At 45.1% G+C, this 12,495-nt stretch carries 15 protein-coding genes; 8 read left to right on the top strand and 7 right to left on the bottom strand.

The window, feature by feature from the left end; genetic code table 11:
- Positions 1 to 9: 9 nt before the first annotated feature.
- From metN to Q0N89_RS04110, 3 genes are all read left to right on the top strand, one after another.
- Positions 10 to 1,083, top strand: coding sequence for a methionine ABC transporter ATP-binding protein MetN (gene metN / locus Q0N89_RS04120; protein WP_294033664.1), 1,074 nt, complete (start codon positions 10 to 12; stop codon positions 1,081 to 1,083).
- On the top strand, positions 1,073 to 1,762 hold the full coding sequence (locus Q0N89_RS04115; RefSeq protein WP_294033768.1) for a methionine ABC transporter permease: 690 nt from the start codon (positions 1,073 to 1,075) through the stop codon (positions 1,760 to 1,762). Before metN ends, Q0N89_RS04115 begins: the two co-directional genes overlap by 11 nt.
- 185 nt (positions 1,763 to 1,947) lie before the next feature.
- Positions 1,948 to 2,790, top strand: coding sequence for a MetQ/NlpA family lipoprotein (locus Q0N89_RS04110; protein ID WP_294033661.1), 843 nt, complete (start codon positions 1,948 to 1,950; stop codon positions 2,788 to 2,790).
- Between the two features lie 404 nt (positions 2,791 to 3,194).
- Here the strand turns inward: Q0N89_RS04110 and ccmE are convergent, their stop codons facing one another.
- From ccmE to Q0N89_RS04095, 3 genes are read right to left on the bottom strand one after another with little or no spacing between them, the layout of a single operon-like run.
- Positions 3,195 to 3,716 carry a cytochrome c maturation protein CcmE gene (gene ccmE, locus Q0N89_RS04105; RefSeq protein ID WP_294033659.1) on the bottom strand — a complete coding sequence of 174 codons (522 nt, stop codon included), beginning with the start codon at positions 3,714 to 3,716 and terminating at the stop codon, positions 3,195 to 3,197.
- Between the two features lie 22 nt (positions 3,717 to 3,738).
- Complete coding sequence (gene ccmD / locus Q0N89_RS04100; RefSeq protein WP_294033657.1) at positions 3,739 to 3,942, bottom strand: heme exporter protein CcmD; 204 nt, start codon at positions 3,940 to 3,942, stop codon at positions 3,739 to 3,741.
- Between the two features lie 8 nt (positions 3,943 to 3,950).
- Positions 3,951 to 4,748, bottom strand: a complete 798-nt coding sequence (locus tag Q0N89_RS04095; RefSeq protein ID WP_294033655.1) for a heme ABC transporter permease — start codon at positions 4,746 to 4,748, stop codon at positions 3,951 to 3,953.
- A gap of 245 nt (positions 4,749 to 4,993) precedes the next feature.
- On the opposite strand from Q0N89_RS04095, the gene Q0N89_RS04090 reads away from it, so the two are divergent.
- On the top strand, positions 4,994 to 5,551 hold the full coding sequence (locus tag Q0N89_RS04090) for a hypothetical protein (RefSeq protein ID WP_294033653.1): 558 nt from the start codon (positions 4,994 to 4,996) through the stop codon (positions 5,549 to 5,551).
- Positions 5,548 to 6,699, top strand: a complete 1,152-nt coding sequence (locus Q0N89_RS04085) for a glutathionylspermidine synthase family protein (protein WP_294033651.1) — start codon at positions 5,548 to 5,550, stop codon at positions 6,697 to 6,699. The genes Q0N89_RS04090 and Q0N89_RS04085 overlap by 4 nt, the downstream gene beginning before the upstream one ends.
- 145 nt (positions 6,700 to 6,844) lie before the next feature.
- Here the strand turns inward: Q0N89_RS04085 and Q0N89_RS04080 are convergent, their stop codons facing one another.
- Complete coding sequence (locus Q0N89_RS04080) at positions 6,845 to 7,204, bottom strand: hypothetical protein (protein WP_294033648.1); 360 nt, start codon at positions 7,202 to 7,204, stop codon at positions 6,845 to 6,847.
- A gap of 394 nt (positions 7,205 to 7,598) precedes the next feature.
- On the opposite strand from Q0N89_RS04080, the gene Q0N89_RS04075 reads away from it, so the two are divergent.
- Entirely contained in the window at positions 7,599 to 7,949 is a 351-nt protein-coding gene (locus tag Q0N89_RS04075) for a hypothetical protein (RefSeq protein ID WP_294033646.1), read from the top strand.
- Positions 7,950 to 7,998: 49 nt separating this feature from the next.
- Here Q0N89_RS04075 and Q0N89_RS04070 read toward each other — a convergent pair whose 3' ends face one another.
- The 3 genes from Q0N89_RS04070 to Q0N89_RS04060 all read right to left on the bottom strand — a co-directional run bounded on the left by Q0N89_RS04070 (position 7,999) and on the right by Q0N89_RS04060 (position 9,802).
- A complete protein-coding gene (locus Q0N89_RS04070; RefSeq protein WP_294033644.1) occupies positions 7,999 to 8,151 on the bottom strand; it encodes a hypothetical protein in 153 nt (50 codons plus the stop codon).
- Between the two features lie 160 nt (positions 8,152 to 8,311).
- Entirely contained in the window at positions 8,312 to 8,971 is a 660-nt protein-coding gene (locus tag Q0N89_RS04065) for a M48 family metallopeptidase (protein WP_294033642.1), read from the bottom strand.
- A gap of 156 nt (positions 8,972 to 9,127) precedes the next feature.
- Positions 9,128 to 9,802 (bottom strand): OmpA family protein, encoded by a 675-nt coding sequence (locus tag Q0N89_RS04060; protein ID WP_294033640.1) that lies wholly within the window; start codon positions 9,800 to 9,802, stop codon positions 9,128 to 9,130.
- Between the two features lie 506 nt (positions 9,803 to 10,308).
- On the opposite strand from Q0N89_RS04060, the gene Q0N89_RS04055 reads away from it, so the two are divergent.
- Positions 10,309 to 11,280, top strand: a complete 972-nt coding sequence (locus Q0N89_RS04055) for an acyltransferase (protein ID WP_294033638.1) — start codon at positions 10,309 to 10,311, stop codon at positions 11,278 to 11,280.
- 50 nt (positions 11,281 to 11,330) lie between these two features.
- The gene (locus tag Q0N89_RS04050) at positions 11,331 to 12,422 is read left to right on the top strand and encodes a hypothetical protein (RefSeq protein ID WP_294033636.1); all 1,092 of its coding nucleotides are present in this window, start codon (positions 11,331 to 11,333) and stop codon (positions 12,420 to 12,422) included.
- The last annotated feature ends 73 nt before the right edge of the window (positions 12,423 to 12,495 follow it).

Here is a 12,495-nt window from a genome sequence, read left to right as displayed (position 1 = left end):
AACTTTATCATGAATACTCACGCCCCATCCAAAGCGATGATTGAACTGCACGGCATCAGCAAGCAATTCACCATCGAAAAAGACGGCAAAGTCAGCACCTTTACCGCCGTGCAGCCGACCGATTTGACCATCAATCAAGGTGAAATCTACGGCATCATCGGCTCATCAGGCGCAGGCAAATCCACACTCATCCGCTGTGTCAATCTGCTTGAGCGACCCACCACAGGTCGTGTCATCATTGATGGTGTCGAGCTCACCGCATTATCCGAGCAAGCACTCATCATCGAGCGACGCAACATCGGCATGATTTTTCAGCATTTTAATCTGCTACATTCTCGCACAGCATTTGACAATATCGCTTTGCCCTTAGAATTATCAGGTACGCCAAAATCTGCCATCACCACCAAAGTCAATGAACTGCTTGAATTGGTTGGGCTATCCGACAAAAAAGATGCCTACCCCGCCAATCTATCCGGCGGTCAAAAACAGCGTGTCGCTATCGCTCGTGCGCTCGCATCCGACCCAAAGGTGCTACTGTGTGATGAAGCCACATCCGCACTAGACCCTGCGACCACGCAGTCGATTCTTAAGCTATTAAAACAAATCAACCAACAGCTTGGCATCACCATCTTGCTCATCACGCACGAGATGGATGTGGTCAAACGCATCTGCGATAAAGTCGCCGTCATCGACCAAGGCGTGTTGATTGAACAAGGCACAGTGAGCGAGATTTTTGCCAATCCGCAGACCGAGCTTGCCAAAGAATTTATCCGCTCAACTTTTCATATCGGCTTACCTGATGATTATTTATCAAAACTACAATCATCACCATCGGCAGAATCACATCCTTTGGTGAAATTTGAGTTTACGGGCAATTCGGTAGATATGCCACTGTTTTCGCAGGCGACCAAGCAATTTGGCGTGGAGTTTAGCATTTTGACTTCGCAGATGGATTATGCAGGCGGTGTGAAGTTTGGCTTTACCATCGCTGAAGTCATCGGCGGTAGCGACAGCCGAAACCGTGCGATTGCATATTTAACCGACCATCATGTCAATGTGGAGATACTCGGCTATGTGGGATAAATTCATCACCGATTTTATGAGCGAAATGCACCCAAAAATGTGGGAAATGGTCGCCCAATCCACTTGGGAAACCATCTACATGGGGCTAGCTGCCACCGCCATCGCCGTCATCATTGGTTTGCCGATGGGGTTTTTGGCGTTTTTGACCGACAAAGGTCGCATTCTTGAGCATCGCACTGCCTTTAGCGTGCTTGATGTCATTATCAATATCGGTCGCTCTGTGCCGTTTATTATTTTGCTGATTATCTTGATGCCGGTGACTCGTTTTTTGGTGGGGACGACGCTTGGCACGACCGCAGCGATTGTGCCTTTGAGCGTGGCAGCGATTCCGTTTTTTGCTCGCTTGACCGCCAATGCCCTGCTTGAAGTGCCAACTGGTCTGACCGAAGCCGCCAAATCGATGGGTGCAACGCATTGGCAAGTGGTGAGCAAATATTATTTCCCCGAAAGCTTGCCAATTCTAATTAATGCCGTCACACTCACTTTGGTGTCGCTCATCGGCTATTCGGCGATGGCGGGTGTCGTCGGCGGTGGCGGTCTTGGCAATCTTGCCATCAGCTATGGCGAGCACCGCAACATGGTCTATGTCAAATGGATCTCAACCATCATCATCGTGGCGATTGTGATGATTTGCCAAAAGGCTGGTGATGTGCTTGCCGCCAAAGTCGATCACCGCTGATTGTTATGACTTTATGACATCGGCGAATACTGTATTCAAACCTTTTGGCATTATTCGCTTTTTTCACAAGCTTTTGCTCAGATTGTCATATCCAAACGCTTGTTCTATCAAGGGTTTTGTGATTTAATATGACAGTTGTATGACGATATTGAACAATTTTTTGTGTTTATTTCTAAGGATGAATTATGAATTTTGGTAAATTTTTTGGTATCTGCGCCCTTGCTTCAGGCATCGCTCTAGCTGGCTGCGGTCAAGACAAAAAAACAGAACAAGCTGCTGCGCCTGCAGGCGACGCCCCTGCTGCCCAAACCATCAAGGTTGGCGTGATGGCAGGCCCTGAGCAAGCCGTTGCTGAAGTCGCAAGTAAAATCGCGAAAGAAAAATACAACCTAGATGTCCAATTGGTTGAGTTTAACGACTACGCACTGCCAAACACCGCTGTCTCAAAAGGTGATTTGGATGCTAACGCCATGCAACACAAGCCATATCTTGACACTGACAGCAAAGAGAAAAAGCTTGATAATCTTGTGATCGTGGGCAATACTTTTGTATATCCGCTGGCTGGTTACTCAAAGACCATCAAATCAGTGGAAGAGCTCAAAGATGGTGCAATCATCGCTGTGCCAAACGACCCATCAAACCTAGCTCGTGCGCTAATTTTGCTTGAAAAACAAGGTCTAATTAAGCTAAAAGATAACACCAACCTACTATCAACTTCACTAGATATCGTTGAAAATCCAAAAAATCTAGTGATCAAAGAAGTCGATACTTCAGTTGCCGCTCGTGCGATTGATGATGTGGATCTAGCCGTTGTGAACAACAACTATGCAGGTCAAGCAGGTCTAACCGCTGCTGAAAATGGTGTATTTGTTGAAGACAAAGACTCACCATATGTCAATATCATCGTTGCTCGTACTGACAACAAAGACTCTGAAGCTATCCAAAACTTCGTCAAAGCATACCAAACTGATGAAGTAGAAGCCAAAGCTAAAGAAGAATTCAAAGGCGCTGTGGTCAAAGGTTGGTAATCTCACCGAACTAAAAATCCCTGTCATCGTGCGATGATGGGGATTTTGCTTTGGAGCAGTCTTTATGAGTCAAGTATCATTCGCCAAAAAAGTGTTGGTGCTGTTGTTTGTTTTTAACTTAATTCGATTTATCATAAGTCATTGAACTTTAAACAGAGATATGAAAAACCGCCCAAATGACGAGTGCACAATAAGCCATAGCGCCCAAACCCAACACACTAACAATCGTCATGAGTGCTGCACCAAACCATCTTTGTGCTTTGACTAGCTCATAGCACAACTTAATGCTAAACCCTGAAAACACCAAAGCAATGAGCGCCATTAGTGCCATCAATATCACCATAATAAACTTCCTTTAAAATAAAAGCGCATCCATCGATATGCTTTTATTGGTTTTAAGCCATTTACTTTTGTTCAGCTTCTTTGGCATTACGCTCATCGATCTCACTCATCGATGTCGCAGGGACAAACTGTCCATTATTGACATCCGTGCCACGAGCGGCGTGCTCAGTCTTGAGCGACTTGGCGACTTCAGGTGGCATATAGTTTTCGTCGTGCTTGGCAAGCACTTCACTGGCGACAAAGGTACCGTTTTGTAGTTCGCCCGTTGCCACGACGCCTGAATTTTCGGCGAACAGATCGGGCAATACACCACGATAGCTGACTGGCACGGTGGACTTAAAGTCGGTGATTTCAAACTGCACATTGAGCTGATCATTCGGGTCACGCTTGACACTGCCTGCCACGACCATACCACCGGCACGGATACGCTTGGCTTCGGGCGCTTGCCCTGCGGCGATGGCAGTCGGATCAAAATAATAATCCGTCTGATTGCGAATGGCGTACAAAATCAAACTCACCGCCACCACAGCACCGAGTAGCACTGCGATAACCCACATCAGCTTTTTTTGTCTGACTGTATTCATGATGTCGCTCTTTATAAATAATTTAAGATTGCTTACGCTGTTTGTTGGTTAGGCGTGACTGTGTGTGCTGTCTGCCAAGTCGCTGCAATGTCTGCTTGCGTTCGTTTTTGGCATAAATAATCAGCCCAAAGACCGCCAAAAAAGTAATCGCATAGCACAGCCACACATAAAAGCCATGCCCGCCCATTGCCAAAAAATCACCAAAAGTCTTGAAATACGGTGTCATCGCTCGCCCTATTTATCCGAATTAACCAATCGAGTCACCCACGCTTTGTTGGCTTCACGGGTCAAAATCAGCGAATTGGTGCGATAAATCGCCAATGCCGCCACCAAAAAATACATCCCAAGCATCATAATCAATAGTGGCACCCACATTGACGCACTCATCTTGGGTGCATTGGTCACGGTAAAGGTCGCCCCTTGATGCAAAGTATTCCACCACTCGACCGAATATTTGATGATGGGCAAATTCACCGCACCGACGATGGACAAAATCGCCGCCGCCTTGCCACGATTACTGCTATGCTCAAATGCCGCAAACAGCGCCATCACGCCTGCGTACAAAAACGCCAAAATCAGCATCGATGTCAGACGCGCATCCCACACCCAATAAGTGCCCCAAGTCGGCCGTGCCCAAATCGACCCCGTCAACAGGCTTAGCACACAAAAGATAAAGCCAATCGGCGCAATGGCTTGGGCGACGATGTTGGCGGTCTTGATTTTCCATACCAAAAAAATCACCCCAAGCACACTCATCGCAAAATAAATGCTCATCGCAAGGCTTGCTGCTGGTACATGGATAAAGATAATGCGATAGCTATTGCCCTGCAAATAATCAGGCGGCGCAAAGCCCAAGCCCCACACCGTGCCGACACCAAGCAAAATCGCTGCGATGGCGGCAAGATATTTTACCCAAGGTGAAAAAATCTGAAAAAATCGCTCAGTGCCGACAGTGGTCAAAAATCCTTGCCAAAGTCGCCCAAAAAAACTGGCTTGGCTCGTGCTATTGGTGGCTTGGCTATTTTTTGGCATTTTTCTACCTAGCTCAAAGGTTGCATAGTTGAAAAGAGTTTTGAAAATTACGCTCATCACTTTGCCAAAATCAGTGGCAAAGCCTACCTATTATAGCACAATTCGCCCTACTCTATACAAAATTTGGCAAGCGATTCTGGCAATTTTCATCAACAATCCGCCTGCCATCCCTTGTAAAATCGGTGATTTGACTGCATAATGATAGGATTATCGTTGTAAATTCATTCACCAAACTGGATACTTTGATGACACAGACAACCAAACCTTCAAAAGCATCTCGCCAAATCTCACTAGTACTACTAGGCGCAACTGGTCTTGGGCTAACCGCCTGCTCACCTGCTGAAGCACCGCAAGCTGCTGCCCCTGCACCGCAAGAGCAAACCCAGCAATACACCAGTGCTGAAGCACAAGCCCTGCAAGAACAAGCCGCCGCCCTACAAGCACAAGCTGCTGAGCTAGAAGCACAGGCACAGGCTGAACAACAAGCTGTTTCACAAGCCGAAAATGGCGAAGCCACTGCCGAAAATGGTAGCGGTGTCGGCACGATGCTTGGTGCTGCCGCTGCTGGTGCTGCCGCAGGTTATCTAGCAAGTAAAGCCGCTGGCGCAGGCAAAGCACAGACAGCTGCCGCATCACAAACTGCCCAAACGCCAACCACCACGCAGCAACCTGTACAAAACACCCAACAACAAACCGCCAACCAAAACCGCCAATCGCTAGCACAAGCCACAGCGGATAATAAGACAGGCACGACCCGTCAAGGCTTTGGGGCAACTGGCGGTAGCACGAGCGCTGCATCGTGAGACGCATCAAGGTCGCCCCACGCCCCGACTGGCAAGGGGAAATGGCTCGCATTGGCTTTGATTATCACAGCATCGATGGCAATTATTGGCAAGAAGATGCCTGCTATATCTTCGATGAACGCCAAATTGATACCATCGAAACCGCCACCGAGACACTGCATCAGATGTACCTACAAGCCGTCGCCCATGTCGTCAAAACAGGCGACTATGCACGGCTTGGGCTATCAGATACTGCTGCACGCCTGATTGAGCACAGCTTCAAAAATCGTGAGCCGAGCCTGTATGGTCGCTTTGATTTGTGCTTTGATGGGACAAACGCGCCCAAGCTATACGAGTACAATGCCGACACGCCCACTTCCCTGTTTGAAGCTAGCGTCGCCCAGTGGTATTGGCTACAGGCACAAGGCGGTGAGCTAAGTGGCGCTGACCAGTTTAATAGCATTCACGAACGGCTATTGGTGGAATTTGGGGCGATGAAGCCTGCGATTGGGCAAGATAAGCTGTATTTCACCGCTGTCTCTGCCAGTGTCGAAGACTACACCACCACCCGCTATCTACAAGATGTCGCCATCCAAGCAGGGCTTAATACTGACTATATCGATATCGGTGCGATTGGTCATCGGGCACATGATGGGCGATTTACCGACTTACAAGACCATGCCATCAGCCATCTGTTCAAGCTGTATCCGTGGGAGTGGCTACTCTCCGAAGCCTTTGGTGGTCATATCGAGCACAGTGGCACGCAGTTTATCGAGCCTGCCTACAAGCTACTCATGAGCAACAAAGCCTTGCTTGCTGTGCTGTGGGAGCTATTCCCAAATCATCCAAATCTGCTACCCGCAAGCCTAAATCCATCTGCCATCGCAGGCAATATGGTCAAAAAGCCGTTTTTCTCTCGTGAAGGGGCAAACATCAGCCTGCACCAAGACGGCATGAACATCGCAACCGATGGCATCTATGGTCAAGAAGGCTATGTTTATCAAGCACTTAGCCCACTACCGAAGTTCACCAATCATCAAGGCCAAGCCGTCTATACGGTGATAGGTAGCTGGATTATCGGTCATAGCCCTGCAGGGATTGGCGTGCGTGAAGATAGTACACTGATTACTAAGGACACAAGCTTATTTGTGCCACACGCATTTATGTGATGTAAGTTTAACAACTTGTTTTTACAAGCTTATAAAAAAACCGTTCGTAACGCTTATCACAGCACGAACGGTTTTTGTCATTAATTTGGATATGCTTTAAGCACAAATAATACTTGAGACTTTTAAAGGTAAATAAAATTGATATTTATCTACTAAATTCCCAAAATTCCCTCTCATTCATTTTGGTCAAAACCTCGTCCACAAATATTTGCTCAACATCATCTTTATCGATTTTGATGTAGTGCTTTCCGCAGTTTCTAAATTCCCTAATGTTTAGTGGATCTACGGAATTCATACACTTTCTTACAAGATTTACATCGTGAACATACATAGCTGGCAAACCTGGTCGTGGCGTAATACGACCTAGGTATTTCTCACCACTTTTAGTAACAACTGTTGCTTCTGTCGTGCCATAAATATAATACTGTTTAAAAGCTTTCCAACCAAACACACAGATAACAATGATGAAATACCATTTAACAGCTTTTAATAAGAACTTTCCCAAATTTCAATCCCAAATAATAATAGGTGATATGATGTTACTCCACGTCTTCAATATCATTAATGATAAATTTTTTCAAGAAAGACTGGCTCTTTTTCCTTTAGGTATCCTTATAGGAAAAATAGAGGCTTTAAAAGAGGTTTCTGTTATTTTACAGCATTGCAATAATTAAGACAAGAAACAAATATACATAGTAACCAGTCGTGAACAATCAAATATCTTAACATGGGTACATAGTAACCAAATTTGTAGAATTACCTATTTATTTGGCTATGCACATTGTATACTTAAGTTTTTTTTCATTAGTTAATTGACTGATAAATAAAATAGATATATAATAAACATATATTACTGTAAATATATTCTTTATATTTACAAGTTATAAGGAGAGTTTTTTATGAGTTTTCGAAACAAATACGACAATGGATATAATCACGGTTATCAAGAAGGTTTAAATAAGGCTCAGCAGTACTCAGTATCTCATGTAGGTGGTGGCACTAAAGGCACTACTGCACTCCTTATTGCCTTTATTGTCGCCTATCCAGTTGTCATATACATGACACCAGAGTTTTTAAGAGACCATAATTTAAGCCCTTACTGGGTGGTATTAGCTCCATTCTGGCCTATATTGCTTGTTTTTGCAATTATTATTGGTATTATATGGGGTATTCTATATGGTATTTGGTGGTTAATTTCTGCTATATTCTCAAATATATTTGCAGAAATATACATGTTCCTTTTTTATTAAAGACCAAAAAAAACCCGCAAATTTGCGGGTTTTTTTCTACAAACAACCATTAACGACCAAAGCTATCACTTAAGCCCAAGTCATCTGATTTAGCGATTTCAGCCCAAGCCTTGTTCTTCTCAGCAAGGTTTTCTTGAGGTGATGGTACATAAATCTTATCCAAACCTTCTCTATACAATCCAAGCTGATAATTAACATTCACCAATCTTTCATACTAGCAAAATAGCACAAATTGATTAATTTATAAAAACCACAAGCGTTACTTACTTCTTGGCTAAAATAAGGTTTCAGCCATTCATAGCATGCTGACACGCGGTTTTAAGCATTCTCACTTAAGTAAATACCATTTAATAACAACCCCATCACACTCGTCCTTTGAGCATTCGATGCCATGTCTGATAATCAGGCATGACAGTCTCGACACTCGCCCAAAACTCACGGCTGTGATTGGCATGAATCAGATGGCACAACTCATGCACCAATACATAATCCGTGCAAGCCTTAGGATAGCTGACCAGATGCGTAGAAAGTGCAATTTTGGCGGTGCGTACATTACAGCTGCCCCAGCGACTCACCATCGGCTTGATGCTGATATGGCTTGCTGATTTACCGACTTTGGCTTGCCATTTTGCCAAAATTTCATCAACATAGTTCGCCAATTCATAGCGGTCAATCCATGCTTTGCAGTCATCGGGTGCAAGCGTCGTCAGTCGCCCAAATGTGCGTGCGTGGATTTGCTGCTGATGGCTTGCTAGCCACATTGCCAAATCAAACGGCTCACCCCACAGATAATGCATCGCTGTCGGCTTTTGCTCATTGGCTTGGATAAGTTTTTGGTGTGCAGATACCGCCCAATCAAAGCGTGCACGAATCATCGCAATCAGCCGATGCTCGCTGATATGCACAGGATAGCTGACCAAAAACTCGCCCAATTTCACCCGAAAGTTGATGTTTTTGATGCGTTTTTTGGTCAATATCAGACGCATACCCGCTTGAGCAAAGTCATCGTGCAAGCTTGTCATTGTGTCTTTTTGATTTATCCAGTTAAGCACTGATTTGACCTGTGATAATGATTATAAAATTGCACAGATTGTACCATGCTTAGACCAATTTCACCCAACAAAAAACGAGCCATCGGCTGATGACTCGTCTTGCAAAATTGCAATCAAACGGGTTGATTACATATTTTGTGGGGTGTTGATGGTTAGCTCAACACGGCGGTTTTGGGCACGGCCTGCATCAGTAGCATTTGATGCAACAGGTTGTGCTTCACCATAACCAACTGCTTGGATACGGCTTGCTGATACGCCTTGGCTGACTAGGTAGTTAGCTACCGATAGTGCACGTTGTTTTGATAGGTTCATGTTGTACGCATCAGAACCGTTTGAGTCAGTGTGACCAGCAACAACGATGGTTGTTTGGTCATATTGCTTCATGGTTTGTGCCAATTGGTTTAGGCTACCCATGAATGATGGGTTTAGCGTTGCATCATCATAAGCAAAAGTGATGTTGCCTGGCATGACAAGGTTGATGTTACCTGTAGTTGGGTCTTGTTTCACTTCAACGCCAGTGCCAGCCATTTGAGTTTGGATTTGCTTAGCTTGCTTTTGCATATATGCACCCGCTGCACCACCAATCACCGCACCGATAGCGGCGTCACGACCAGTTTTTTCGCCGCCAGTTGCTTTTGAAATAGCAGCACCACCTAGTGCACCTGCGACTGCACCGATAACTGCTTTATTGATGCCTGCGCCAGTGGTGGTTGTGCCTGTTGTGCCTGAAGTTGATGCACAGCCTGCCAATACAACGCTTGCCGCCAATACCGATACGCCTAGAACTTTCATGCTTTTCATCGTTTTCTCCTTGTTGAGAATGTTTATAAACGCCATCAAAACGCTTGATGACTTGCTTGGTTTGTATTATGAACTAAGAAACTTTCTCATTTGTACGACATCTGTAGCCCAAACGTGTATTTTCTATTAATGTTGCTTGAAAAAATTGCACAAATTTGCCAATTTATTAAGCAATTTGCCATCATTTTGTGCAAAAATCACTCAATTTTACCCCCAAGCCACCCCAATATGGTCAAAAATTAACCAGTAGCACGCCAAATGTAACGCTATTTTTGGCAATATTGTTTCAAAATTTGTCAAAAATCACCCCATTTACAGTCTGTATCGTAAATTCTCGCCGTTTTTGGTGGTTTTTTGATAAAATAAGATAAATTGTGAACACTTGTCGGCATTTTGACACATTCTGTAACATTCTCGCTGAATTTGGTGATGTGTACGATGTGTGATGTGTTAAAGTAGCAAAGTTATCGTTTCATGCCGTCAAGTTTAGCCAAATGGAATTTATCATGACCCAAACAACCCCCAAGCGTAAGCCCTTTGCTCTATTTCAAAAGCTCCACGACAGCACGCCCAAGCTTGCGCAAAAATTATCACTCATCACAAGCACGGGCACGATTGCTGCCAATAGTCTTGCCTTTGGCTTGCCTGTTATGAGTGCAGGCATCTTAAAAACACTGACCAAATCCAAGCTTGCCGACGATACTGTCATCGGCATCGCCAATCATTGGATTAATACCAATAACTTATTGATTGATAAGGTATTACCAAAAAAAGATTGGCGCATCACCCTGCCTGATGACCTAAACCCCAACGGCAAATACCTACTCATCTGCAACCATCAATCGTGGGTGGATACGAGTATCATTCAGTACATCAGCGAAAATCGCTTGCCGATTACTCGTTTTTTTGCCAAGCATGAGCTGATTTATATTCCGATTGTCGGTCAGACCTTTTATTTTTTGGACTTTCCGATGATGAAGCGCCACTCAAAAGAAGCGCTTGCCAAAAATCCTGCGCTCGCTGGTCGTGACATCGAAGAAGCTCGCCGTGCCTGTCAGCTATTGACCGGTAAGCCGTTTGTACTACTCAATTATCTTGAAGGTACACGCTTTACCCCTGCCAAGCACCAAAAACAGCAGTCGCCTTATCGACATCTGCTCAAGCCCAAAGCAGGCGGTTTTGCGCTTGCTATCTCAAGTCTAGGCGAAGAGATTGACGGTATCTTGGATATGACCATCGTCTATCCTGATGGCACGCCTGAATATAGCGATTTATGGTCGGGCAAATTGACCCGATTGGGCGTAAACATTGAGCATATCAAGCTGGATGATGCGTTGTTTGATGCACTCAAGCGTGGCGAATACAACAGCAATGATGCCATCAAAGCCGAGTTATTTACCGCACTTGATACGATTTGGCAAGCCAAAGATGCCAAGATTGATGAGATGCTTGCCGATTTTGACAATAACACACCCTGATTTTTGATGCATCCTTTGCACTTTTTTTAAGCGATATTTAAGCGACAACTATGCGACAAACCCCTGATTTAGACGATTTTAAACTGCCCCAACAGCACGAACTGCCTGATGATGTCATTCCCATCTATGGCACGGACAAGGATGAGACACGAGAAGTCAGCACGGCTAAGCTTGCCTATGACATCTTGATGTTGATTTTGCTTGTCATTGATTTGACCCTGATTGCGGTGGATAATATTTTGATGAGCGAATTTGCTGGTAGCATCGTAAGCTATCTGGGCGCGCCTGATGCGCTCAGCACTTATCAAAATACTTACCATCTGTCGGTGGCGACGGTGGCAGGATTTTTTACCATCTTTTGGGTGGCGGATTTGAGCATTCGTTGGTTGATTGCCATCAAAAAACGCACTTATTATCGCTGGTTCTTTTTCCCATTTGTGCATTGGTATGAAGTGCTTGGCTGTTTTCCTGCGCTGCGTGCGTTTCGACTGCTGCGTGCGGTGGTGATTATCAAGCGACTACACAGTCTTGGTATCCAAGTCATTCCCGAGCAATGGCTCAAATCGGCTCGCTTTTATTATCATATCTTATTAGAAGAGCTGTCTGACCGTGTGATTTTGACGGCGATTGATAATTTTCGAGCACAGCTAAGTCATCACCAAAATCATGGCGAGCTACTGCACCGCACCGTCAGCCAAAACCGCCATGAAATCGAAACGGCGCTCTTGACCATGCTACGCACCGAGCTGACCCCACGCCTGCAAGCGGCGCTACTTGCCGAACAAGGCGCTAAGCTATCCGCCGATATCGGCCGTGCGGTCGAAAAAGCACTCATCGATACGCCTGAATTGCGTAAATATCTTAAGCTGATTCCGATTGCTGGCGGTATGATTGAGTCACAAATCACCAATGTCGGCAAGCACATCGGCGAGAATGTTACCACCGCCATCAATGCACATCTGTTCAATGATGAGACGCTTGACGGGCTGATGCAATCGGTGGCGCATGGTGTGGCGCAGATTGATACATCACGCCCAGAAGTGCAGATACTTGTGACCGATATCGTCGAAGATGTGCTAATCGCCTTTGAACAACAGGTCAAAGAACAGCAGTGGAAACACGCTCAGCAGCTGCCGTTGTAAGTCTTGATTATCAAGCCAAAAGCAGAATAAAGCAGAATGTCAGTCATTCTGCTTTTTTTATCATGCTTATCAT

This window comes from uncultured Moraxella sp., from assembly GCF_945873075.1.
GTDB lineage: Bacteria > Pseudomonadota > Gammaproteobacteria > Pseudomonadales > Moraxellaceae > Moraxella.
The sequence above is the reverse complement of the archived record's forward strand: the minus strand, read 5'-3'. Positions and strand labels throughout refer to the sequence as shown.